Below are 24975 nucleotides of genomic sequence, written 5' to 3' on the forward strand. Positions count from 1 at the left end.
CTTCAATGTAATTCAGTATATTGCTCATGCTTCTGTGTAAAAATAACTCTTTAATCTTCTTTTATCACAGAATAATACTATTTTGGAGATGTCTACTAGTTTCGATGTAGACAGTTTCACTCATACGAAATAGGTTAGGAGCCTTCCTAATAAGACTTGATTTTATATGAATTTCTGTGATAATCTGCCTTCATATATAAATTACAGTTAATTGATAAACTAACCGTAGTTTGTAATTACACAGTGTGCATCAAACGGGAATCACGCATTATGCCAAAAGATTGGTATGAATGGCACGACCTATACGACACTGAGCTAAAATTGCAGCAGCGTCTAGAAATCGTGCGGGAATATATTGCTTATAGCTTGAATGCCTCACCAGATGGCGCTATCCGAATAGTGAGTGTTTGCGCGGGTGATGGACGAGATTTATTAGGAACTTTAAAAAATCACCCCCGTGCAAAGCATGTTTCTGCACGACTGGTTGAAATAAATTCAAATCTAGTTGAGCGTGGACGAGCAACTATAGAGTCTTTGGGTTTAGCCAAGCAAATTGAGATTATCAATGGTGATGCAACTCTTGCTACTAACTATGTAGGAGCAGTACCAGCAGATATCGTGATTGTGTGTGGTGTCTTTGGCAATCTGGCTGATGAGGCTGAACTCAATCGCTTACTAGATAACCTAAGTTTTCTGAGTAAACCAGGTGCTTTTGTCATTTGGACTCGTGGACACTCCAACGGTATTACCTACTCTGACAATGTGCGGAAAATTTTAAGTGCATCTGGATTTGAAGAAGTAAACTTCAAGCTTACCGCCACGGGAGATATGGGTGTTGGTCTTCATCGATACCTTGGTGAAAACTTGGCTGCACCTAAAGAACAACAGTTATTTGTGTTTTCCGGCATTCCTAGTAAAGCGAGGTAAAAAATGTCTATTCAAAACACAGTGTCAACTTGGGAAGAAGTTTTAGAGACTGCTAGAAAAAATACCTCTGCGCGTAGGGTAAAGAGGACAGGACAATCTCCTTCTACTGCACCAATACCCAGCAGTTTACATAAACTTCCTCCAAACACAGAACCGCCAGTCTTGCTTTATCGAGATACTAATTCCTGGTGTCCTTTCTGCGAGAGAGTTTGGTTTGCTCTGGAAGAAAAGGAAATTCCCTTTGCAACGGAGTTTATTGATTTAAGTAATAAACCTAAATGGTACACTGACCTAGTTCCCACAACCCTTGTCCCAGCAGCAAAAATTGAGGGAAAGTTAGTATATGAATCCAAAGATATTCTCTTAGCTTTAGAAGAAAGGTTTCCACATCCAGCATTATTGCCGGAAAATCCAGAGGAAAATGCTGTTGCTAGGCAGTTAGTTGAAGAAGCTGAGACTAACGGTTTTAGAGAGATTGCTTACAAATTCCTGAGAGAAGCACCTGTAGATGCTGATGAGTTGGCAAACTTACAAGCAGTATTTGAGGCAAAGTTAGATGAACTTGAGCAAGCTTTAGCTAAATACCCTGGCCCCTACTTTGTAAGTACGTTTAGCTTAATTGACATTCTGTATAGCCCCCATCTAGATAGATTGGCGGCTAATTTACCTGTGTATCGAGGATATCACCTCAAAGGAAATCCTCGTTTTCCTCGTATCAATGCTTGGTTTGATGCACTTAATCAGCGTCCTGCTTATCACAGGGTGAAGTCGGATAATACTACCAACAATTTACTGTTGCGTCGTAGATGGGGTGTTGAACCGATTGGAAATCCTTTACCTCTGGATGTGGCAGATAGTGAGCAAATTCAATATCGAGCCGAAGCAGCTGAGAGATTGAGCGATAATCGGGAAGTTGCGATCGCAGATGTTATCAAAAATTCTGGAGTCCAAGCTTTAGCCGCAGATGGTGATTTTACCACAATTAAGGACGCTGTTGATTTTCACCTGCGACAACTAGCTGATTATCTCATTCATGGCAATGGTGCAACTTTACCGGGTGGAAGGACTGGTGGTAAAAATAGCAACGTTGATCCTATCTTCGCTGCTGTGGGTGCGATCGCTTTCGCATATTTGAGAAATCGCATCTGCGCCCCCCGTGACATGAGTGCTGGTGCAGCAACGGCGTTTCGGGCTGCGATCGATAAATTGTTGACTTCTGTTTATTAATTGGCGTTGCTGATTGAATGGATCTGCCTCCTGCCTTGTTTCTTAGAAGAGGGATAACACAAATCTATATCTCCCTCATTCTTATTGCTACTTATTGAGAATAGCTTTTGATGTCATTGTTGATTATTCATGGCTACTCAAATGTCTATTTTTATTCTTGCTTGGCTTTTTTATCTCAGTAATTACCGCTTGTGACATCTCAACATATTTTGCACCTTCTAAATACTGAGAATTTTTAATTTGGTTTAAGATGATGCCTAACACAGGTAAGTACGCTATCTGATGCCATTTTTTACTCAAGCCTCTGCCAATGCAAGAAGAATTTACTGATTTACCAATTAGTATAAAATTGTTTTGGCAGTAGCGATCGCCCGCTCCACACTCTCCACAATATAAACATTTTCTGGCGACAATTTTTTAAAGAAAAGTTTACTTTCTTCATCATTATTCAACAAAATTACTTGCTTATTTGCTTTCAAAGCTAAAGCGATTTCTGAAGCGGTTCCTGCACCCATACCGCAAGCAATGACCAAATCGCTACTAAGAACATTAATATTGTTTCTAGAATTACCCATGTCTGTGAAAATAGCAATATCCACGTAAGAGGACATACCATCCTGATTCTTACCTGGAAGAATACCAATAGTTAAACCATCAGCAGATTTTGCACCTTTACTTACTGCATCCATTACGCCTACATTTCTACCACCAGTGAGTAAAATCCATCCTTGTTTGGCAATTAGTTGACCTAGTATATAAGCATTTTGTAAATCATTTGCTGTCGCATTTTCTCCCCTACCCATAACCCCAATAACAATTCTTCGCATAAAATTTCGGATGATACTGGTTTTCAACGACAGTTGAAAGCGGTTTCTCTGAAAGGGCGATTGCCGGAGTGAGACTTTGGGAAGATAGCGATCGCCTCTATTGACAGTGACAGCGTTTATCATCTGTAACTTTTGCGATTCAACACTCACCGCTTAAGGAGCTACTTTTTCCCGAAACTGCAAGCTTCTTAGTTCCTCTGCACTCTTTTGATCCTGTGTTCGCCTCACTTTAATAGTTTTTTGCCTGCTCATCCAAAAAACACCATAACCACTGTTCTCCTAACTCAGCCGAGCTAATTACTGAATGTCCAGTTTCTTCATAATGCCGTCGGGCATGTTGATGAACAGAAGAATCACAGCACAGCATCTTGCCGCAACTTTGACAAATACGGAGATGCACCCAGCGACTGTTTATCTGGATACATTCTTCACAACGAAATACTGGGTAGTTTGCTTTAGAAATCAGAGTCTCCGCAGTCAGATTATCTAAATGTTCGCAGCTCATAGAGGTTTGAATGAGACGTTAATCAGAGTATATATTAGTGCAGGGAAACACAGATCATTTTGTCAGTTAAGCATTAGAGTTCATATCTCAATGGCAAGCTTGATAAGGTGAAATGCATTATTTTTAGGGCTTTTGGGTGCAAGGTGTAGTAAAGATTCAGTAGCAGCGATCGCAAAAGATGACTAATCTAAATGCTATTGCTCAAAGTTTTGTAGGAATCCTCCCCCCTGCCTTTGGGTGAACAACAGTAATCAACCTGGCAACCTCCGACATCACCAGCCAGTATTCGGTCATGCCATTTGTAGTTCCAGTAGTACTCAGTAGCTTCAGGTAATTATTAACAAAAATTAGTATTGTACAAAGGTCGAAGAATGAAAAATTTTGTCAGAGTAGAAGCAAGGCTTTTGATATTTACTTGTCTGTAAATTAAATGACTCAAATATTTAAAGAAACGACCAAGAAAGACAATTATACCCGTGTTGCTCAACTTATAGATGTTCAGGCAGCAGGCAGTTTGTTAATCCACAGGGGAAAGCAGACTATTGTCTTGTTTTACTCAGACAATAAAGTTTATGCAATTGATAACCGTTGTCCCCACATGGGTTTTCCCCTGCAAGGTAGCACTTGCAAAGATGGTATTGTTACCTGCCCTTGGCATTACGCCCGCTTTGATATAGCTAGTGGTGGAACCTTCGACTCTTGGGCAGATGATGTTCCGGCATTTCCTGTAGAAATCCGTGATGGTGAAGTTTGGGTGAATTTAGCACCGCCAGTTAATCCTCATGCCCACCACCGCCAACGCCTTGAAGATGGTTTAGAGCAGAGTATTTCCTTAGTGATTGCCAAATCAACGATCGCATTGTTAGATATCGGAGTAAATCCGGCGGAACCATTTCAAATCGGGCTACAATTTGGCACTCGTTACAACAAAACAGGTTGGAGTACAGGTTTAACTATCCATACCTGCACGATCAATCTCCTACCTTATCTGGATGAAGAAGACAAACCCCGTGCTTTATTCCACGGACTTTCGGCAGTCGCTAATGATAGTGCAGGTGCGCCGCCTCTGTTTGTCGTTCAGCCATTGCCTAACTCTACAGTTGATTTTCCGACTCTTAAAAGCTGGTTTTGCCAGTTTATTGAGGTACGGGATAGTGAAGCTGCACAAAGATGTCTGGTATCTGCGATTCGCTCAGGGGCTAATTTAGAGCAAGTTGCAGATATGCTGTTTTCATCGGCTACAGATCATCGTTATCTCGACATTGGACATACCCTTGATTTTATTAACAAAGCACTGGAAGCACTTGATGTTGTTGGTTGGCAAGCAGCAGAATCTGTTCTACCTAGCTTAGTTTCGGGTTTAGCTAGTGCATCCCGGATGGAAGAATCTAATTCCTGGCGCTACCCTGTAGACTTGGTGGCAATATTAGAGTCAGCTTTTGAGCAATTACCCAGTGTTTTAAGTGCGGGAAAATCTCAACGAGGAACTTGGTCAAACTCGGAGCAATTAATACCAATTTTATTAGGTGAAGACCCACAAGCGATCGCCGACTCGCTACTAAATGCCCTACAAGCTGGTTGTACAGAAGAACAATTAGCAAGTGTAGTTACTTATACGGCAGCACTGCGTGTAGCTCGTTTTAATACCAACAATGACTTTGGAGATTGGAATTCAGCACATCATCCATTTACTTTTGCTAACGCTGTGCATCAAGGCTTACGACGAGTGCCAACAGTGGAACTACTTAGAGGCGTGTTTGATGCGGCCATGAGTGTTTATTTGAATCGTTTTTTGAATGTACCACCAGCACGACTTCCAGAACCCAAAGACTCCGTTCCAAATCCCGAAGAATTACTCCAGCAGCTACCTGATTTATTAAATCGTCAACAGCAAGTTAACCAGACAGGTCAATTAGTGGCTAATTATTTATATAGTGGTGGCAAGCCTGAAAAACTGATGGCGATGCTAGGGAAAATGATGCTCAGAGAAAACCGTGATTTTCATGTTATTCAAGAAATAGAAGCCGCTTTTCGACAGTATTCTCTATTAGGTGACACTCCTGCTGGGGTTCATGTATTGGTTGCTGCTGCTCGGTATCTAGCAGCCCATTCTCCCACAATGCGATCGCAAGCCCAAACCTATCAAATCGCTTATCGGTTACATAAAGGCGATCGCCTATTTGAGGAATATTGACTGTGGAGAAATAGCGAGTATTGGCGATCGCGCCAAGGGGCTTTGCAAATACAAGCCCCCTGGCGCGATTAATAAAAAATCTTTGGTTTAACTCGCTGTGGGGTAGACAAATATTTGATACACTACTACAAACTTTTCAAACATCCTCTAAGAGAATTAAACCCTATCTCAAACCAAAACAAAGCCTGCATAGACAGGCCTTGTTTTGGTAGCACCAGACTATAAGTCTGTGGGCGCTTTCAAATTTTTACAAGAAATTAAATGACTAATTTCAATCAACTGCCTTCTTCACTGCATTGCTTGCATCGTCAGCTGTACGTCGAACATTTCTACCAGCATCCTCAGCCCCACGCTGAACATTTGTTGTCACATCTTCAGCAGCATTCTGGGTATTACCCTTAAGATTTTCAATTCCTCGCTGAGTTCCCTTGACAAGACCTTTGCGAACTTCTTCAGCTGAACTGCCGATATCTTCACCCAGATTCTTTACTCTTTCACCAAGGGGTGTACCTTGTTTGTAATTTTCGCCATATTGCCCTGGGCTGTCAATTCCCTTGCGATCGATATTACTTTGAGCATTTTTCACTAACGCCTTAGCTCTGTCATTAGCTGCCTTTTCATCTATCGCTCTAGGATCTACATCACTAAAGTTATTCATCCCACCAGCAGGAGAATTCAGAGGATAATCTTTAGTGGAATCAGATCGCTCGACATTAGGTGCTTGATAACCAGGCTGTGGTGGCTGTGATGCTACTCCTGGAGCACCACAAGCCTGAGTCAAAAATAGGAATATCCCTGCTAAAAAAACAGTTAAAATTTTCAAAGGACGAATATTTCTCAGCCAAGTCATTGCCTTTTTCATAGTTTTCACTCCTTGCATTTTTGTGATTAGTTAAACTTCAACCAAGATAGCATTTGGAATTACTTTTGTATCCCAAGCATTCAGAAAGAATAATAACTTTATTTAATGATATTAATAATTAAATAAGTATTACCTCTAGCGCAAGTCACATTTTAATTAGCGCAAAAGGAATAATTTTATCTAACTCTAGGGAGATATAAACTAAAATAATATGATTGTTGTCAAAAGAGCTAGATCAACCTGTTTGATACTTCAAAAGCTTTGGATATATAGCTGATGTCCCATAATATTTGAGTATTTAGCCTTTGTTGCTCTACCATTAAATGACTAAATTCATGAAGCAATTTTTACGCTGGATAATTTTGGGAGGGACGCTGTTTTTTTTAGGAAAAGCTCTGAAGGATAATTGGATTGAGGTGACAGCTATCCGCCTTGATGATGTAGGATGGGCAATTATGGCGATCGCTTGTGGCGTAACTTTACTAGCTCATACTTGGGCAGGCTGGATCTGGACTTGGATATTGCAAGAGTTAAATCAACCTGTATCATCTCCTCAATTCATCCAAGTTTACCTAAAAACGAACATCGCTAAATATTTACCAGGTAATATCTGGCATCACTACGGGCGAATTGTCGCCGCCAAAAATGCCAATATTCCTACAGGTGCAGCCACTTTAAGCGTTTTGCTAGAACCCCTACTCATGTTAGCGGCTGCTTTAATCATTATTGTCTTATGTAGTAGCCAATTTGCAGCAGCAAATACTACCTTTGTTATACAAATACTACAATTTCTGAGTTTAGCTGTAGTCCTTGGTGCGATTCATCCGTGGTTTTTGAACCCCGTTATTCGTTTTTTGTATAAATTAAAAGCAAAAAAGTCTGCTGCTACCACTCAACCAACTATTCCCTTCAGTGTTAAAAGCTACCCTTTGCGCCCTTTGTTAGGAGAAGTGGGTTTTATGGGACTACGCGCCACTGGTTTTATACTAACTATGTTCGCCTTGGGTTCGTTGAATGCGAATCAAATTCCTTTGTTATTCGGGGCTTTTAGTTGCGCTTGGTTGTTGGGGTTTGTTATACCTGGTGCGCCTGGTGGGTTAGGTGTGTTTGAAGCGACTGCGTATGAACTTTTACGACACCACTTTCCAGCTGCCTTAGTATTTAGTGCGATCGCTCTATATCGCCTCATTAGTATTCTAGCTGAAACTGCGGGTGCTGCCTTAGCTTGGTTAGATGAACGCCTTGCGAAATCCTGAATCAAGCAAAACTCATTTTTATCTATCTACTTTCATCTGTGAAAACACACGATAACTATCCAGATTGAATTGCTGATCGCTGCTTTGTTGTTCTTCCATCTTAATCAAGTTATATTCTACATTTTCTGCATAAATGGCAAACGTGATATTAAAAATCTCAATAAAATTTATGACTCCTTTGCATTCTTCTTCGGAATATTTTTCGTAATAACGAATCAGATGAGCAATCCGAGTTTCTAAATGTCTCCGAGAATTTCTACAAATTAAAATAACCTTTAATAATATAATTACCAGGGTTAGAGCATGACCTTGACCAATTAATGAAATAAATAATTGCGAAGGTTCTTTAGCATTTTCTGTTGTCAAGTAATCAATTACTCGATTGCAAGTTCTCAAGAAAAATTCTTTAGTGATAATTTCTTGATTATGATCTGCCTTCCATAACGATAAACTATGTGCAAACTGCTGCCGCCAATTTGCAACTAATTCTTGATTTTCTACAGAAAAAAATAGATATTTTTCTAGATTTGTTTTAAATTCTTTTAAAGTTTGATTTTCAGTTTGCTTGATAAATATATGGGCAATATTATCATGGCTAAATACGCCTTTCTTTAAGACAATTGCTTTTATTAAGCGCAGAGCTTGATCTCCCAAAATACTGGGATTTTTATAGCGTGTTGTGCTTGAGACGGCAGATTGAGAGCGAGCAATATACATTGCTAGCTCAAACTTAAATTTGTCTTTTATCTGTTTAGAAAGTCTTCTAGCAGCCTCTTGTTGCTCTTTAGGGTTCTTATTATTAACAGATTGATCGATCAATAAATAGGAAGTGTAGCGATTAGCCCAATGACCTTTAAATGATTCTTCATATTTAGTAGCAAATAATTTCAGATCCTTGTAATCTTTGCTATTGGCAAACTTCTCTAACCAGATTTTACAAGTTTTGACTAATGGAGGATTATCGTCTTTGATTTTCAGATTTTCATGAACAAATAAATTAACTAAGTCTTGGATATATTTGTCTTTTCGGTTGGTTTTCCAATTATTAATTATGATGTAGCAACACCGCTTAATTGTATTGTATAATTCTTCCTCGTTCTCATCTAAAAAAACACTATATATTCCCGGTATAGAATCGGAATCTTCGGAATCCAGACCGTCTATAAATAAACCTTTGAATTCTCGTAAAACATCTTCTGGTGGCAATTTATTGACAATTTCCACAAAGAAGCTATAAATCTCTTCTTGGGCAGTTTGCACATCTAGTTGTCTAGAGTTAGACGTAACACAATGGGGATTTTCCTGACTAATTGATAAACGATTAGCGGTCATTTCAGTTATCAGGACAAAAAGGCTTCCTGTTCATATTATTACCAGCTTAACCTTGGCAAACAGGAGCATCAATCTATTCTTCAGAAATTCAGTCATCTTTTTACATAAATTTGATTAACTAGGGCTATAAATAAAGTATTAAAGAGAAATTGTTTAATTCTTCATCAAATATTTCAGTAAAATTACTTATTTATCGCCAGAAAAGACCATACATAAATATATGGATATGGGCAAGTTTATCTATAAATTTAGATACAACTCGCCCATACTTTCTATCGATGTGACTTTACCCATAACTTTGCCGCTACTGGAACCATAACTTTGCCGTCAACAAGACTATAACCCCCATTCTAGCGTTAGCTAATTTTGGATGAAATTGACAGTTTGGAACCATAAGTTTGCCGCTAGTCCAAATTGGAAGGATAAGCTTGCCGTGAGTCCAATCAAGCATAGAAAGCAGAAAAGCACCGAATTTTTTTATAATGGAGCAGAAGCGGTTCATGCTGGTATGAGATAGAAAGCTTCAGCTATCCATCTGTTCTGAGTAACTACTGGAGTATTAGAAGATCCTCCTAACCAGTGAGAATATTGCGAACAATAGCCTAAACTGGATTGCCACTCTAACCAAAGTAGTCGGCGATGACAATGAGGACAATTTTGCGAGGATGTTGATGTATTAAACAAACTCTGACATCTCAAAATTTCCATCTATGGCAGCCATATTAATTCAAAGCGAGGAATATGTAGATTTAACGTTTAAGCTGAGAGGCGCACCGATTCCTCTTGACAACGGTTATCTTACCTACGCTGCCTTATCCCGTATTTGTCCCCCACTACATGAACTAAACAATATTGGGATTCATCCGATTGCTGGAATACCGACCAGAAACAATTTGCTTGAACTCACTGCTCAATCTCGTCTAAAAATTCGGATTTATCATCAACAAATTCCTTTAATTTATCCTTATTTAGCGGGTCAAGCTTTTCATATAGGTCAAAATTTTTATCAACTAGATATTCCCGACTACCAACCTTTAATTTCTTCAGAAAGTGTCTATTCCAGATTAGTGGTAATTAAAGGGTTTCAAGACTCTACTAGCTTTATTGAAGCTGTTCAACGGCAACTGGATAATTTAGGAATACAAGGAAAAATTGAACTTCTTACCCGACAAGATGGAACACCTCAACGAAGACAATTAACCATCAATAAAGAAGGAAAACAATTTAAAGTTAGAGGATTTGGCGTAAAAATCAGCGAACTCAACCCAGAAGATTCCTTAATCCTGCAAGAACAGGGGATTGGCGGGAAACGAAAGATGATGTGTGGAATATTTGTCCCAGCGACTCGCAGCAAGGAAGAAGAGGAAACCTGATCATGCTTGCTACCCAACCCAAAATTTCCCTATCTCTTGATGCTGCGGATACGACAATAATGCACCGCGTCGGTATGACGGGACTTTACATGACGTTAAAGCGATTAGAAAAGCAATATCCCTCATCTCGTCAACGGGGAGGACATATATCATGGTTTTTGACTGCTGGTACTATTGAATTATTCTGGGAAGGAAGTGATTTCGTTGCCCTATCTTGGTTAATTAATGAGTCTTTTCAATTAGATGATACAGGTTTAATTCATTTAGCTGGATTAGACAATGATGCAATAGATTTAAGTCAGAAAATCTATATTCATGAGGGAATGTGTGCTGTTTTTCTGCGTCATAATCAGTTTTATCAAGCGATCGCTATGTTATCTAGCCGGCGTTGTTGCATGAATACGGAAAAATGGTAAATTTTACTTATTCCTTTCTACCTCTACTAATCCCCTCCTAGTTTCTTAGTTGGACTATGAAGACGAAAGCCAAAACTAACTACAGAGTCCGTAACTGGCAGGAATACGATGCGGCGCTCAAGCAGCGAGGAAGTCTGACTTTCTGGGTGAGTGAAGAAGTAATCGAACAATGGCGCAACGAAAAGAAAACAGGACGGAAAGGAGCCTCCAATTATTACAGTGACGTGGCGATGCCTTCGGCAACCCGAAGCGGGAACGCTACGATGGGAACAGTACAATCGGTATTTAACTTAGCAGGGCGGCAGACAGAAGGATTTCTGGAATCACTGTTTACAGTAATGGGAATTGAGTTGAAAGTACCAGATCACTCCACTCTATGCCGTCGTTTGAGCAAATTATCGGTGGAACTGCCCGTAATCCCAAAGGATGAGGCAATCCACGTTGTAGTGGATTCAACTGGGGTAAAAGTGTATGGTGAAGGAGAATGGAAAGTTCGCACACATGGGGTAGGTAAACGACGGACGTGGCGGAAGTTGCATCTGGAAGTTGATCAAGGAAGCGGAGAGATTTTGGCTGCGGTGGTGACTACTAATGATGTAGCTGATTGCGAGGTACTACCCGACTTGTTGGAGCAGATTGACTCCAATATTGAACAAGTATCTGGTGATGGCGGTTATGACACATTCAACTGTTACGATACAATCACTCAACGCCAAGCCAAAGCAGTGATTCCACCTCGCACTAACGCTCAGATTCAACAGTCTAATAACTCTAAACTACTTCCACATCAAAGAGATGAAAATTTGCGTCGGATACATCAAATTGGTCGCCAGCAATGGAAGGAAGAAAGCAGATATCATCGACGTTCTTTGTCTGAAACAGCTATGTTTCGACTCAAAATTATTTTTGGGGGTAAGCTAAAACGACGCTTTTTTGACAATCAAGCTGTTGAGTTATTCCTGCAATGTGCTGCACTTAATCGCATGATTCAATTAGGTAAACCAGATAGCTACAAAGTGGAAAAATAATTATTAACTCTGCTAAGAGTTGGTGTATCTTTTTCCTGTTTCATGCAACAAAGCCGTTTCAATATGCAGATGTTGAGCGTGCTTGTCCCGGAATCAGTCGTCCTACCATTAACCGAGCTTTGGGAGAAATGCGAGAGTCTGGAGTGATTCAATGTATCAAGCCAGGTCGAGATGCTATTTGGGAGAAAACATGATCAATGATTGATTAATATGATCTTTTAGCTAATTATGATCATATTCTTCGACATGATATTGCCGTTATAAGCGCACTGTAATGCTACTACATTGCCGTTATAGGTCTATTACAGTGCCACAGCATTGCCGTTATAAGCACACTGTGATGGCATCATAATCACGTTATAAGTCCACTGTAATGGCATCATAATGGCGTTATAAGTCTATTACAGTGCCACTCTATTGCCGTTATAAGTACACTGTAATGGCATCATAATGGCGTATCCGCTTGCTTATAATCCACAAAAGATCCAAGCAATACAGGCGATACAGTCTTAAAGAGTGACTTTTTCAGCTTTGGTTCTGAAAAATTTTTCACATTCCCGCCGCCATGACTTGACCTCGTGAAAAATTATTCATGATCTTCGCTGCATCATCCACAGGATTAGCTGCAGAAACGCTAAGAGAGCGCGGTGTATTAGCCAATGTAATAATCGCACCTCTTAAAGCATCTAGCCTTTGCTCAATCCCCTGATTTGCCATTTTTAACGCCTCTACAAACTGATTGCCTCCAGCAGACTCACGCGGTTGAATGCTAGCCGAATTTAAAGCAAGAGCCGTTTTATCCATTGGCGGAATATCAGCTTTAGTGGATGAGGGGAATTTCGCTGATTCACTTGGTAGCTTTATCCCCTCCCGTTGCCTTTGGTAAGCGTCAAACAGGTTTTCTCCCGGCTTGAGGTCGAGTTTGGGCATCTGGTTGATATCAATTCTAGTCGGAAGTGCCAACTCTGGACTAGATCGGTTTTTCTCAGCTTCTGACAAGTTTATTAACTTGCCTGCTTGGGCGCTGGATTCTACTAAATTCAAGGCATTGGCGCGATCGCTTCTGTTGATACTGGCTTTCAGACTTGAAGTTTCCGCACCTTGTGGGGGAATATAAGGGATAAGAAGAAAAGAAAAAACCACCCGACGACTGTCAAGTGGTTCAATGGTAGAAAAATGTTCTTAATTCTTGCTTCGGTTTGTCGTTAGCTCGTGCAGTTGTGATGCTGCATCCTCCAAGTACCTAATCACCTCATCAGGAGGCGATTGTTGACGATATCCCCAGCCTGCAAGCGCTTCTAAGAGGTCTTGGAATGAGTAGCCCTCTTGAGCCAACAGGGTGATAAATTCTTCCACAAAGTTAATCAGCCCCTCCCTGCGGGAATCTCGTAAAGCAGTACGAATTGAGGCTTGTTGCTCAGAATCAATCATGATTGTTGACCTCAAGAAGTTGTTCGGTTAAAACGGCTTTGTTGCTTTGATGGATTTCGACAAGGGATTTTTCGTAATCAATTTCGGCTTGCAAGTCCTCTAATGACGGCGGTTTAATCTCTGACTCTTTTAGTTGGTCGGCATCATACCCCTGGTCATCAATCAGCACAGCGTAAATCCATCCTTCTCCTAAGTCGTAAGCCCTTCTTGTTCCTGGTGACTGATATTCAATCCCAATAATTCGACCTTGTTTAACTAACTGCCCGAAATGGTATTTGGGCTGTGGCCAGTGGCTAGGAAAGCGAATGCATGATTTCTGGGCAATCATTTCTGGTGTTTCTTCTGGCATAGCGTCACCTCGTTTGTTATTACAACTTTTGCAAGCTAGTCGCAGGTTTTTAAATTTGTTGTTACCGCCCTTGGATAGTGGAATCTAATGGTCGATGGTTAGCGTTTCAGGCGTGAGTTCATGCCCACACCAGAAACATTTCATCCCGTATCGCTCAATCAGAAGTGCTTTCTTATATCGCATCTGCCTGGGGGAACGCCGTTTACGTCGGCGCAAGAAGCAGCGGTTATACATCTCATCAGCCATGCTTCTTTCTCGCCGATAAAGAGGCTTTAACAAGGTCACAAACCGTATCCACAGAGTAAGAATTTACCCAAGCGTAATTAACCAAGCCGTCTAGCACTTCATCAAATGTGAGACCTTGTGCTTCAAGGAAGGTCATGACTTGCGCCAAGCTGCTGCACACAAAATCATGTCTCTGCTCTTTGAGTGTTATTTCAAGCCTCCAATGCTTCCAAGACTGACAAATGCCACTGCAAGGACTGAACTGTTTTATCCCGTCCTTTGGCAGTGTCTAGCACCAGTTGGCTGTACTCAGAGCCTTTTTCAGTAGGCAGGTAGGCGGGGTTTTTACCATCTGGGTTAGGGATTTGAAAACCAAGATCCGTCAGTAGCTTGTTAACCTTGATAGCGCTCCACTTTTCACCTGTTTTGGCTTCGAGTTTTTCACCTAACTGTGTTGGTCTGACCAATCCTTGCTCGATTGGAATTGATAAGGCTGACTTTGCTATCTCTGCTGCTTCTAATAGGGCCGGGTTGTAAGAGGCGATCGCATTCAACTTCACTCCCGCTATCAGCTTTGAATCTAATCCCGCACCACCCAAGGTCAAATCAAATAAATCTGAGATTTCTTGAGGTGTGGGGACTGAGGACTGGAGACTCTTAACTTGGGATTCTGGAGTTGGGACAATTGATGAAGCTGTCTCGGTAGAGGCTAGAGCATAGCTTCCTGTTTTGCGGATGCTAGGAAGTACAACTGAAGTCACCCACTTTTTGAACCGTTTCGCTTGCGCTTTACGACTAGTGAATATGAGAGAGTAGAATCCAGACTCGCTGATTGCCCAAAATTCCTGATTTGAGGATGACCCTAAGTATTGTTTAGGGTCAAGCAGTTTTTTCTCATCTTCATCTAGTCTTGCGATCGCTGATGATGGGTTGCTATGTTTTAGTGCTGCACACACATCCGCACCAACCCACCAAGGATCAATCGCTGTGCCAACAAACCGAACCTCATGTGACTCAAACTGAAATACTGTTAAGTTGCTCATTTTGGTTTCACCGTAAATGCATAAAACAAGGAAGAGGCACTGGTTTAAGTGCCTCAAAAGGTGATAGGAGTTTATGTTTTATGCCGCAGACGGGACTACTAAACCTTGAATCGCCAGAATGACGAGTTGTGCTTGATATTCGGTATCGCACTCTGAACGGCAATCACTATTGGCTGGTTGTGCAATCTATTTACCATCTAGCTTTTGGTAGAAAGAGCCGAGGAAGTGATAGGTTTTCCACAGCCTGTAGAGAGTGCCAAAATCTTCATCTTCTACGCTGTCAATTTCGTAATTTGGAGCAAGATCGACGTGAAGATTTGATTGAGATTGCGCGATCGCTTGAGCGTCGATGGTCGCTTGTGTCATGATAATGATCTGCATGAATAACGTGGATAGAGAGGCGCTTGAAGTTGTCCAGACCGTGGGCGCTTTCTCTATATCCTTAATGTAGACTAATGCACGACACTTGTCAACTGATGCACGACGCCTTATATTGAGTGTAGGACGACGATTTACATTTAAGGAGGTGCTTGAGGTGGATACGGTGAAAATCAGACGCTACACAGACATTGAAGTTGAAGGATTGGGAGCAAAAATTAGACAAGCTAGAAAAGCTGATGGGCGTTCAGTTGAGATTTTGGCAGGAGAGGCTGAAATGAGCCGTTCTTACTGGCACGACATTGAGGCAGAACGGATACGAGATGCTTTACCTGAAGACACTCTTAGAAAGATTGAGCGAGTCCTTGGTGTTGATTTAGGAGCAAAATTCGATGATTAATGCCTCAAGGATCAGGAGTAAGCGATCGCCACACAAAGCCACCAAAAGCCTTCAATGCCAAAGCGTAAAACTCAAGAAGAATTCATCCAAGAAGCCCAAGCCAAGCACGAAGCCTTCTACGATTACAGCTTGGTAAGTTATTTAAACTCAAGCACTAAAGTTAAGGTTATTTGCCCACATCATGGGGAATTCAACATCACTCCTAGTCATCATCTCCAAGGTGTAGGTTGTCGGAAATGCTTTGATAAACGCCAGACTAATAGCCAAGAAAATATCATTGCCAGATTTCGACAAGCACATGGCGATCGCTATGGCTATGACTTGGTTATTTATAAGCAAATCACTATTAGGGTGACAATTACTTGCTCTGTTCACGGCGACTTTGAGCAAGCTCCTATTGCTCATATAAATGGCTCTGGATGCCTTAAGTGTTTCAATAAAAGGCAAACTTCAACAGCAGAAGAATTTCTCGAAAAAGCCCGTACCAAGCATGGTGATAAATATGATTACAGTCAAGTGAAGCGTTATTTGCTCCCTCCAAATTAAGTTACAGCAATGGTGCCATTTACCTAATAACCAATCTCATAGATGGCAAGCAATATGTAGGACTGACGACAACATCTTAGAGGTGGGCTGGAAAGCCTGCTTTTTCGGACTACCTCACAATAAATAATTGGATATTTTTTATTTGAAAGTCCCTTATTTAATTGTCTTCACCTGCAAAAGATGCAACTTGTGATGTTCGCTATAAAGCCGAGCGGTGGCAATGACAACTTGGACGTATACTGAAAAGAGCTAGAGCAAGTAACACCGCTACTTGCTAGCGATGAATAGTCAGGAGCGATTGTAAGCGATCGCACACACTGGATTACAACCCAGGGCTAGTAAAACTATGGTGTAATTTCGCAGCAATGTGACTAATGTGCCTGTGAAATGCTTATAAGGTTTCAAGACAGCTAATCATAGTAAAATCCCAAAAGGGCTGAAAAAGGTTTCTTCTCCTACTTCTCACTAGCTTTTTCAAGCTAGCGATCGAAAAGTATTGCTATCACTTTGGCTGAAAGCTAGATAACATTAATTCGGCGTGTTTACTGTTCGGGAGTGCCAAAATGTCTAAACAGCTGGGTCAAAAAATTGCACCTACACCGATATCAAATGATATCAGTGTAGTGGATTTGATCGATCGATACTTCACCGCTTACAACTCAGCGCGGTTGCGGGAAATCTGCCAACTACTGAGTCGTGATGTCCTAACAGAAGGTGTCACGGTGGGAGTTAGCCTTTCCGGTGCGATGACGCCAGCAGGATTTGGGGTTTCAGCGCTTGCACCCTTAATTCGCAACGGCTTTATTGACTGGATGATTAGCACTGGTGCAAATCTTTATCACGATATGCACTACGGCTTGGGTTTTGAACTCTTTGCTGGTAATCCGTTTTTGGATGATGTGAAACTGCGCCAAGAAGGCACGATCCGCATTTATGACATTATCTTTGGTTACGATGTGCTGCTAGAAACTGATGCGTTTATCCGCAAGATTCTCCAAGGAGAAGCGTTTCAGAAGCGGATGGGAACGGCTGAGTTTCACCATTTACTAGGTAAATATGTCCGAGAAGTAGAAAAGCAATTGGGTGTGCAGCATTCCTGCTTGCTAGCTACAGCTTATGAATATGGAGTACCGATTTATACGTCTTCTCCAGGAGATAGCTCAATTGGGATGAACGTGGCGGCTTTAGCATTGGAAGGTTCGCAGTTGGTAATAGATCCATCAATTGACGTGAATGAGACAGCAGCGATCGCATATAATGCCCGTGAATCAGGAGGTAAAAGTGCGGCTGTAATTCTCGGTGGCGGTAGTCCTAAAAACTTTTTGCTACAAACTCAACCGCAACTTCACGAGGTCTTAGGATTAGAAGAACGAGGACACGATTACTTTGTGCAGTTTACCGATGCGCGTCCAGATACAGGCGGTTTATCTGGAGCAACCCCATCGGAAGCTGTCAGTTGGGGTAAAATTGACCCGGATGAGTTACCTAACACAATCGTTTGTTATACCGATAACACGATCGCTCTACCACTAGTGAGTGCGTATGTTCTTAACAAATGCCAACCTCGTCCCCTGAAGCGTATATACGACAGGCGAGAAGCCATTTTAGATAAACTGCAAAAAGACTATCTAGCAGCCAAAACCCAACCATCAGATCGGGTTCCAGCAGCAGTGGCTGAAAGTGCTTCACAGCAAACAGCGACTTATCCCTGTGGGCGGATGATTCCGAATACTCACTAGGGGAATAGGCAGGGAGCAGGGGAGCAGGAGGTGTGGGAAGAGAAGAAGATGGGGAAGCATAAATTCTCTTTCCCCCCACACTCCCCACACTCCCCATCCCCTCTGCCCCCCTGCCTCTTTCCCAATGCCCTCATCCCTTCCGTCCAATCAACAAATAAGTTGTCATCTTCCCTTTGCCTTTAACTTCAATTTCGCCTCGTTTTTCAAATACAAATTCATCACATAAGCACTTATAAGTATTTTGTGTCACTTGGATTTTACCAGCAATACCTTGGGATTCCATAGAGCGAGCGATGTTCGCTGTGTCTTTATAGAGTTCATAAGTAAACTTATTCAGATCGACGGCCTCCCCCACTACCGAACCGCTATGGATGCCGATACGGATGTTGAAATTTTGGTTATTCTCAATATTAAATAGAGCGATCGCAGTTTGCATATCCAGTGCCATCAGAGCGATCGCTTGAGCGCGATCTTGGCGGCGTGTAGATAAGCCACTAACCACCACATAAGCATCGTTAATGGTTATGATTCTCTCTAAACTATATCGTTCGGTAAGGCGATCGAAAACTGAGAAAATTGGGTTGAGTAGGTTCAGCAGTTGAATTGCACTCATAGAAGTAGCAATTTCAGCAAAGCCGATGATATCTGCAAATAAAACTGTGACATCAGCAAAGTCTTGGTTAATGCTAGCTGGTTGTTCTTTCAGTTCTTTAGAGGTTGCCCCTGGCAAAATATTCAGCAATAAACGTTCGGTTTCTTTCTGCTGATTCCGAAGTGCTTCTTCTGCTGCTATTCGCTGGGTTACATTGCGAAAAATCCCGCGAATCGCAACTGGATGACCTTCAACAAATTTACAATTAATATTACCTTCTAGAAAGATTGTTTGACCGTCTTTAGTAACGAATATGGCTGTTACTTGCCCAAGCTTTTCTCCTGATAGTACGCGATAAAACCTTTGCAAACAGCTTTGTTTAAACTCTGGATGTATAATATCGAAAACACTCATATTTTTGATTTCAGCTTCGCTATATCCCAAAGTTTCTCGCCATGCCCGATTGACATACAAAAAACGACCAGATGGATTGACACATTGAATCAAGTCATTAGCATTTTCAAATAAATCTCGATATCGTTCTTCACTTTCTACAAGAGCATCTTCTGCTTGTTTGCGTTTGATAAATTGGGCAATCTGGCTACCAATAGAACCCATCATTTGCAATAGGTCTTTATCTTTTGGTAGTAACTCTCGGCTAAAGAAAACCATTACTCCTAAGATTTCACTATCGTCTAAAATAGGGAAGCCAAAAGCTGCATGTAATCCAGCCTCCACAGCAGGTAGCGATCGCCTTTGATCTCCATCTACTGTGATATCTTTAATCCACAAAGGCAAACGCCCGATCCAAATTCGACCAGGTAAGCCAACACTAGGTGTATAAGTAGTTTGCCAGGTGATTGCTTTAAACTCTCGCACAGAAACTAATCGACTTGACCAAATTTCTACACACCTTAGTACCGCATTGAGACTATCTCCTTGTAGTGAAGTGCCAATATATTGGCTGGGTGTCCAAAGTTCGCCTAAATCCCATCCCAAATTTTGACAAATCGACTGCAAAATTTGGGGAATCCCCTGCTTTATGCTCTGTGATTCTGATAATATACGAGTAATAGAATACTGGGCACTTGTACGTTGTTCCCGGCGTTGCCAAGCAGTAATATCCCGACCAATATAAACAATATCTTCTAGTCCTTCTGTCTTTTTGGGAATCACTGAGCAAGAAAAAGCAATCAACAGTTTCTCTCTAGTTTTAGTTCGACAAACCACTTCTAGATTTTGGGTATTACGCTTTAAATAAGAATGTTGACAAATAGTTTTAATTAAAAATTGATCTTCATCAATGATTAATGATATGGGTTGATTGATTAATTCTTCTTCTTGAAAACCAAATAATTCTTGAGCAGCATGATTTACTTTTTTTATTTTTCCTGAATTACTGGTTACTAACAAAGCATCTGCCATTGAAGTAATGACTTGTTCCATGTAATTAATGTTTGATTAATATACAAGCCTGTTTTTCCAAAATTTATATAATTTACTATTACTCATTTTTTTACTAAGTTTATAGTACTTAATTAAACGTGCTATTTTTTCACCTCAATCGAGTATAGTTGAGCAAAAACGACTAGTTCGCTGTGGCGGAAATTTGCCTACCTTTAATAACCTGTTCAGAGCAACTTATCTAGTTAATTGAGATAGTAGCTAGATTTCTGTTGTGCTGTACTAGTCAATGTCTCAGCTAGTGCAAGAGGTTTTGTTAATAAGCACTTTAGTCCTTAATACAAACTTGCTTACCCAATTTAAACTAAATAAGCTTGATTAATATTTTAAATATACTTCTTTTAGGAGATTGACAATTTAATAAAATATTGCTGCGTGAGTAGCTTATCATTAACAGTTGGTTTCATGTTTAATTTTAATCCTATGTGGTATTTTACAAAACGGCGAATTAGATAAGTATTTCAACCAAATATTGCCGTAAACACCCAATACGGTTCGGATAAGCATTTTGAATTCAGAATAGGGTTTGGGGAAAAGGGGAATGGGTTTGCGGTTACGTCACTTTATAAGAAAGTGGCGACTCTGTAGCCATTGGTGTCAACTTAACGTGAAACCGCTCGTCCGCCGGAATTGAAATTCCCGTCTCATATCTAAAGTCATCTTCAGATGACTAAAATATTGCCAAAAATCTCCAGTCTACTTCAGTAGACTTAAGCTATTAGCCTGAAAATTTATTGACGGGCGGGCATCGAAGCTAACAGATAAGCTATTTCCAGCTTAAGTTGACACCTATGCTCTGTAGCTAGGTTCCCACCACTCTCTTATTCTTCAATTCCATCAATGAAGTTTATGATTGTGCGCTGGCTATAATTTGATTCCAGACTTTGACTGCTGTCTGTAAATTCTTTGGCAGGTTATTTTGAGAAATATCGTTGTACTGAACCGTACCTTCTTGGCTGGTGAGGGTGTAGGTGATATAATCAGCAGCACCACTGGGGGCTGGGTAACTCAAATTCCGAAATTTACTAAACTGAGAACGTTGTAGCGATCGCACAAATTGTTGTACCTGTTGCACAGAAACGCGGCGAACACTACGTTCAGAATCATTAGCATCGCCAATCCGCACGCGAATCAGTCGCCCATCTTTGAGTAAAACAGTCTCGTAGGTTCTGCCAGCAAAACCCCCACTGGAGATTTGGCGAAATACTATATCTCGATCTAACGGTGGTGGTAATTCACTAGCTGGAATTTGCACAGGCCCCAGTGTAGTTTCGTTAGCCTTTTGATTTAGCCTAAGTGCGGAACCTGTTTGATTAGTATGATAAACCAAGGTTTGACCGACTCCGCCGACAACCACCCGCCAGCCTGATACCAAAGCTTGGGTACAGAATTCATCAGCATTAGCTAATTCTAAACAGCCATCTCTCCAAGTTTGCTGTTGAGCCTCAATAATAGTTAACTGAGAAATTGGCTGTTGCAAACGTTTGGATGCGGCTTGTAAAACAGCATTTTTTACAGATGTGGGTAATTTATTTGGCAGATTTTCTGAGGGAGCGTTTGCCGAAGCTAAACGTAGCGATCGCCCATTATTATTGGTATGATAAACCCAGTTTTGCTTGCCATTAGATACCACAATCCGCCAACCAGGAACTAAGGCTTGGGTACAGAATTCATCAGCTTGAGGCAGTTCCAAGCAACCATTGCGCCAAGTCTGTTGATTGTAGTCAATAATTTGCAGTTGTCTAGTAAAAATTCCCTGCCTGCGGGCTAAATCGCGCAGTACCGCATTAGCTACTGGACGTGGCAAACGGTTTGGTTTAATATTCTCTTTGAGAACTTCATTACTTGTTTCTAGCGATAAATTTGTAGAAGCCCCCGTCGCACCTTTTACAAGTGTTAAACCGCTAGCAACAGACAAAATTCCAGTCAAAATCAAAGCAGTGAAAATTCGCCCTTGATTGGTGTTAAAGTAGTTTTTCAGCATGATTTTCCTAGTAAAATATAAATAAAAAATAGTATCCAGCCACTAAGTAGACAATAAAGCATATAATTCCAGAATTTCAGCACTTGGAATTAGTTTAGTATTTGTGTTTTAAGAGAGATATAAAGACAGACGCTGATATACTGATTGTTTGTTCCTTATATAAATTCTGGTTGAAGAATTCACAAGTCAGAACAATCAGTGAGGGATACCCTGCGGGATCTTGCTACAGACTTGCCACTGATTGAAAAGCACTAAATCTTCTTTTTCAGAGACGTTATACCAATTAAAAAAAAGAATGCGACAAATAGACCATTTGTACAGACGCGATTCATCACGTCTTTACTCAAGGATGTGTTGCGATCGTTAATTGAATTGGTATTACGCGAATGATTTAGTGAGGGTTTTAAACCTTCTTGTTCGCACGCGACGCTCGAATACTCGCTATCGCGGACTCTCGTAGAGAAGCCATACCGTTGGCGTCGCGTAGCGTGTCGCAGACAGACGCTACGCGAACCTAGAGAAGTGTCGTACAGAATTAATTCTGTTAGCGGATAGCTAAGGTTTAGCCCATTCTGAATCCTGACTCCTGAATCCTGTTTGATAAATCCATCAAATTTGCCAGTTTGTAAACTACCCGCGCTCCAACATTACCATCCCACTCTGCATCACCAACTTCGCAGATATCAAAACCAATAATTTTTCTTCCACTATTGACCAATTCTCGGAACAGACAAAAAGTTTGCTCTAATTCTAACCCACCTGGAACAGGAGTACCCGTACTCGGACATAGTTTTGGATCTAAGCCATCTACATCAAAGCTAATATAAACATACTCAGGTAAATGACTGATAATTTCTCGGCATAAATCAATCCAAGTTGTGCCAGAGTAAAGCTTTTGCTTAATAGCGGGATCGTAATAAGCAATAATGCGACTATCAGATTGGTCAATCATTTGCACTTCATCATGACTAATATCACGCAAACCTACCTGCACTAATTTAGTAATTTGCGGTATTTTCATCGCATTAAACATAATCGACGCATGGGAGAACTCAAATCCCTCATAAGCATCGCGTAAATCTGCGTGGGCATCAATGTGCAAAATGCCATAGTTTGGATATTTAGCTGCTAATGCTTGAAAATAACCTAAAGGCGAACTGTGATCTCCACCTATGACTGCAACTCGCTTTCCATTATTAATTGCTGCCTGACAATTTTCAAACAGCCATTGATTAACCTGTTGACCAGCCTGATTAATTTCTGTGAGGACAGATATTAAATCTGGTGTATCTGAAAGTTGTTTACCTTCGGCTAATCGCCCGATAATTTTTGCTGCCAAAGCGCGGTAGTATGTGTTCTTCTCTAAAATATCTTGGGGAATTTCTTCCATAAAAATTCCTTGCTTCCAACCATCAGGATGATCGAAATCGAACAAATCCAATTGAGTCGAAGCATCTAGAATTCGCTGTGGGCCATTAGCAGTGCCAGCACCATAAGAAACAGTGACTTCCCACGGCACACCAAAAACAATTAAGTTTGCAGACTCATAATCGCAGGGCAAACCTAAGAGGTTGCCATTTATTTCACCTACGCCGCTGGGATTGTAGTCTTTTAATTGATTACTCATTGAGTATCTTCTGGATTTACGTGGATAGACAGCACGCCGCCTAGTGGACATCTGCATTGTAATCAAAATTTTTCACAGGCGGTATAGCGGTCTGTCAAGTTGAAATTGATGGTTAAACAAGCTTGTAGTAAGGACTTTAGTCCTTATTTTTAAGCACTGAAGTGCTTACTACAAACCCTCTTACACTAGCTTAGACATTACACTAGGATATTTATTTGTATTTAACCAATGACCAATCGACAAGCGGTAATTGAGTGGACTCGAAACTCAGTACAAGTGACCAATGACCAACTATTTACTCAACCCGCTTTACTTCAAATCCCCGTAACCCTTCCGGTTCCTCATATTCAACCACAACATCTTTAACTACAGCAGCAGGTGGCCCGGAGTGACACCAGCGAACCATGTTCTCTACAACCTCTCGCACCCCTTCAAAAACTGCCTCTACTCGATTATCGGGGAGATTCCGCACCCAACCGGTTAATCCTAATTGCCTAGCTGTATCGACGGTGGAATAGCGATAACCCACTCCCTGGACTCGCCCAGAAATGAATACATGGGCGCGGATAATCTTTGGCAGTGCTGTAGAATTCTGCATAGACTGGTCTAATCTTTACGATTTCCAGTCTACCTACTTTGTGTATACACAATCTGTTTTTAACTCCAACTCGCGAAATTAATTCCAGTCTTTCTTAATACCTACTAGTTTTTGTATATTTCCAGCGCTTTTTAAGTAATTAAACTACCCAACTCCTAATTTAAGTCCTAGTCTAAATACCTGAAAACTGCTGTAATTTAAACAGTAGTCAGTTATTCCACTTGGAATTTTAAATTGTTTATGTCTAACCTGCCACCACTTAATACAGAAACAATTTGGGCAATTCTTGACGATAAACTTGATGATGCCACAGTCAACCAGTTGCTATGGCATTATTTAGGCTATCGCTATGACTCCTCAACTGCACAATGGGATACTAACCAAGTTGCACCAGAATGGCATAATGAGTACCCACAACCACCAGATTTCATTGCATCTCGCCCTGCAACTGTCAAGTTGACTCGTTCCATTCCTGCTGAAAATAAACAAATGCTAAAAGAAAAACTGGGTTTCAAAGGTTATAAAATTGGAGAATTTGGGCCTCGGGAAACTCGCAGGGCGACGGCAGCAAATTGGTTATTAAGTTATTTACAACAAGCTAACAACAAAAAAGAGTAATTTTGCAGTATATATTTGGTAAAAAACATCCTAA

The 24975-nt window shown here is 41.0% G+C and carries 24 protein-coding genes and 1 pseudogene; 11 read left to right on the forward strand and 14 right to left on the reverse strand.

The window, feature by feature from the left end; translation table 11 throughout:
* Nucleotides 1-270 precede the first annotated feature (270 nt).
* Both V7K45_RS31990 and V7K45_RS31995 read left to right on the forward strand, forming a co-directional pair.
* Entirely contained in the window at nt 271-927 is a 657-nt protein-coding gene (locus V7K45_RS31990) for a class I SAM-dependent methyltransferase family protein (RefSeq protein ID WP_335009876.1), read from the forward strand.
* A 3-nt stretch (nt 928-930) separates the two neighbouring features.
* Complete coding sequence (locus tag V7K45_RS31995) at nt 931-2154, forward strand: glutathione S-transferase family protein (RefSeq protein ID WP_335009878.1); 1224 nt, start codon at nt 931-933, stop codon at nt 2152-2154.
* Nucleotides 2155-2492: 338 nt separating this feature from the next.
* Here V7K45_RS31995 and V7K45_RS32000 read toward each other — a convergent pair whose 3' ends face one another.
* Both V7K45_RS32000 and V7K45_RS32005 read right to left on the reverse strand, forming a co-directional pair.
* Nucleotides 2493-3104 carry a TIGR00725 family protein gene (locus V7K45_RS32000; RefSeq protein WP_335009880.1) on the reverse strand — a complete coding sequence of 204 codons (612 nt, stop codon included), beginning with the start codon at nt 3102-3104 and terminating at the stop codon, nt 2493-2495.
* 106 nt (nt 3105-3210) lie between these two features.
* Nucleotides 3211-3486, reverse strand: coding sequence for a UBP-type zinc finger domain-containing protein (locus V7K45_RS32005; protein ID WP_335009882.1), 276 nt, complete (start codon nt 3484-3486; stop codon nt 3211-3213).
* A 430-nt stretch (nt 3487-3916) separates the two neighbouring features.
* On the opposite strand from V7K45_RS32005, the gene V7K45_RS32010 reads away from it, so the two are divergent.
* Entirely contained in the window at nt 3917-5680 is a 1764-nt protein-coding gene (locus V7K45_RS32010; RefSeq protein WP_335009884.1) for a Rieske (2Fe-2S) protein, read from the forward strand.
* 271 nt (nt 5681-5951) lie between these two features.
* On the opposite strand, the gene V7K45_RS32015 is transcribed toward V7K45_RS32010, so the two are convergent.
* Nucleotides 5952-6542, reverse strand: coding sequence for a hypothetical protein (locus V7K45_RS32015; protein WP_335009886.1), 591 nt, complete (start codon nt 6540-6542; stop codon nt 5952-5954).
* Between the two features lie 335 nt (nt 6543-6877).
* Between V7K45_RS32015 and V7K45_RS32020 the strand changes: the two genes are divergently transcribed.
* A complete protein-coding gene (locus V7K45_RS32020; protein ID WP_335009888.1) occupies nt 6878-7798 on the forward strand; it encodes a lysylphosphatidylglycerol synthase domain-containing protein in 921 nt (306 codons plus the stop codon).
* 18 nt (nt 7799-7816) lie between these two features.
* Here the strand turns inward: V7K45_RS32020 and V7K45_RS32025 are convergent, their stop codons facing one another.
* The gene (locus tag V7K45_RS32025) at nt 7817-9130 is read right to left on the reverse strand and encodes a hypothetical protein (protein WP_335009890.1); all 1314 of its coding nucleotides are present in this window, start codon (nt 9128-9130) and stop codon (nt 7817-7819) included.
* 710 nt (nt 9131-9840) lie between these two features.
* Here V7K45_RS32025 and cas6 point away from each other — a divergent pair.
* From cas6 to V7K45_RS32040, 3 genes are read left to right on the forward strand one after another with little or no spacing between them, the layout of a single operon-like run.
* A complete protein-coding gene (gene cas6, locus V7K45_RS32030) occupies nt 9841-10503 on the forward strand; it encodes a type I-MYXAN CRISPR-associated protein Cas6/Cmx6 (RefSeq protein ID WP_335009892.1) in 663 nt (220 codons plus the stop codon).
* A gap of 2 nt (nt 10504-10505) precedes the next feature.
* Nucleotides 10506-10919: a type I-MYXAN CRISPR-associated Cas8a1/Cmx1 gene (gene cas8a1 / locus V7K45_RS32035; protein ID WP_335009894.1), complete on the forward strand. Its 414-nt coding sequence runs from the start codon at nt 10506-10508 to the stop codon at nt 10917-10919.
* Nucleotides 10920-10975: 56 nt separating this feature from the next.
* Nucleotides 10976-11947, forward strand: a complete 972-nt coding sequence (locus tag V7K45_RS32040; RefSeq protein ID WP_335009896.1) for an IS5 family transposase — start codon at nt 10976-10978, stop codon at nt 11945-11947.
* Between the two features lie 549 nt (nt 11948-12496).
* Here the strand turns inward: V7K45_RS32040 and V7K45_RS32045 are convergent.
* From V7K45_RS32045 to V7K45_RS32065, 6 genes and pseudogenes are all read right to left on the reverse strand, one after another.
* Entirely contained in the window at nt 12497-13090 is a 594-nt protein-coding gene (locus V7K45_RS32045; RefSeq protein WP_335009898.1) for a hypothetical protein, read from the reverse strand.
* A 39-nt stretch (nt 13091-13129) separates the two neighbouring features.
* A complete protein-coding gene (locus tag V7K45_RS32050; protein WP_335009900.1) occupies nt 13130-13378 on the reverse strand; it encodes a hypothetical protein in 249 nt (82 codons plus the stop codon).
* Entirely contained in the window at nt 13371-13727 is a 357-nt protein-coding gene (locus V7K45_RS32055) for a hypothetical protein (RefSeq protein ID WP_335009902.1), read from the reverse strand. The genes V7K45_RS32050 and V7K45_RS32055 overlap by 8 nt, the downstream gene beginning before the upstream one ends.
* Nucleotides 13728-13811, reverse strand: a pseudogene (locus tag V7K45_RS33150) (HNH endonuclease); the annotation flags it as partial.
* A gap of 353 nt (nt 13812-14164) precedes the next feature.
* Nucleotides 14165-14995, reverse strand: a complete 831-nt coding sequence (locus V7K45_RS32060) for a BRO-N domain-containing protein (RefSeq protein WP_335009904.1) — start codon at nt 14993-14995, stop codon at nt 14165-14167.
* 186 nt (nt 14996-15181) lie between these two features.
* Nucleotides 15182-15361: a hypothetical protein gene (locus V7K45_RS32065; protein ID WP_335009906.1), complete on the reverse strand. Its 180-nt coding sequence runs from the start codon at nt 15359-15361 to the stop codon at nt 15182-15184.
* Nucleotides 15362-15539: 178 nt separating this feature from the next.
* On the opposite strand from V7K45_RS32065, the gene V7K45_RS32070 reads away from it, so the two are divergent.
* From V7K45_RS32070 to V7K45_RS32080, 3 genes are all read left to right on the forward strand, one after another.
* Nucleotides 15540-15773: a helix-turn-helix domain-containing protein gene (locus V7K45_RS32070; RefSeq protein ID WP_335009957.1), complete on the forward strand. Its 234-nt coding sequence runs from the start codon at nt 15540-15542 to the stop codon at nt 15771-15773.
* Between the two features lie 54 nt (nt 15774-15827).
* The gene (locus V7K45_RS32075; protein WP_335009908.1) at nt 15828-16319 is read left to right on the forward strand and encodes a hypothetical protein; all 492 of its coding nucleotides are present in this window, start codon (nt 15828-15830) and stop codon (nt 16317-16319) included.
* A gap of 563 nt (nt 16320-16882) precedes the next feature.
* Nucleotides 16883-18058 (forward strand): homospermidine biosynthesis protein, encoded by a 1176-nt coding sequence (locus V7K45_RS32080; protein WP_335009910.1) that lies wholly within the window; start codon nt 16883-16885, stop codon nt 18056-18058.
* Between the two features lie 130 nt (nt 18059-18188).
* Here the strand turns inward: V7K45_RS32080 and V7K45_RS32085 are convergent, their stop codons facing one another.
* The 4 genes from V7K45_RS32085 to V7K45_RS32100 form a co-directional block, all read right to left on the reverse strand.
* A complete protein-coding gene (locus V7K45_RS32085; protein WP_335009912.1) occupies nt 18189-20096 on the reverse strand; it encodes an adenylate/guanylate cyclase domain-containing protein in 1908 nt (635 codons plus the stop codon).
* Between the two features lie 865 nt (nt 20097-20961).
* Entirely contained in the window at nt 20962-22098 is a 1137-nt protein-coding gene (locus V7K45_RS32090; protein ID WP_335009914.1) for a hypothetical protein, read from the reverse strand.
* Between the two features lie 562 nt (nt 22099-22660).
* The gene (gene speB, locus V7K45_RS32095; protein WP_335009916.1) at nt 22661-23725 is read right to left on the reverse strand and encodes an agmatinase SpeB; all 1065 of its coding nucleotides are present in this window, start codon (nt 23723-23725) and stop codon (nt 22661-22663) included.
* A gap of 295 nt (nt 23726-24020) precedes the next feature.
* Complete coding sequence (locus tag V7K45_RS32100) at nt 24021-24323, reverse strand: acylphosphatase (RefSeq protein WP_335009918.1); 303 nt, start codon at nt 24321-24323, stop codon at nt 24021-24023.
* A 240-nt stretch (nt 24324-24563) separates the two neighbouring features.
* Here V7K45_RS32100 and V7K45_RS32105 point away from each other — a divergent pair, with 240 nt between their 5' ends.
* Entirely contained in the window at nt 24564-24941 is a 378-nt protein-coding gene (locus V7K45_RS32105; protein ID WP_335009920.1) for a DUF1823 family protein, read from the forward strand.
* Nucleotides 24942-24975: the final 34 nt, after the last annotated feature.

Source organism: Nostoc sp. (assembly GCF_036917375.1).
Classification (GTDB): domain Bacteria; phylum Cyanobacteriota; class Cyanobacteriia; order Cyanobacteriales; family Nostocaceae; genus Nostoc.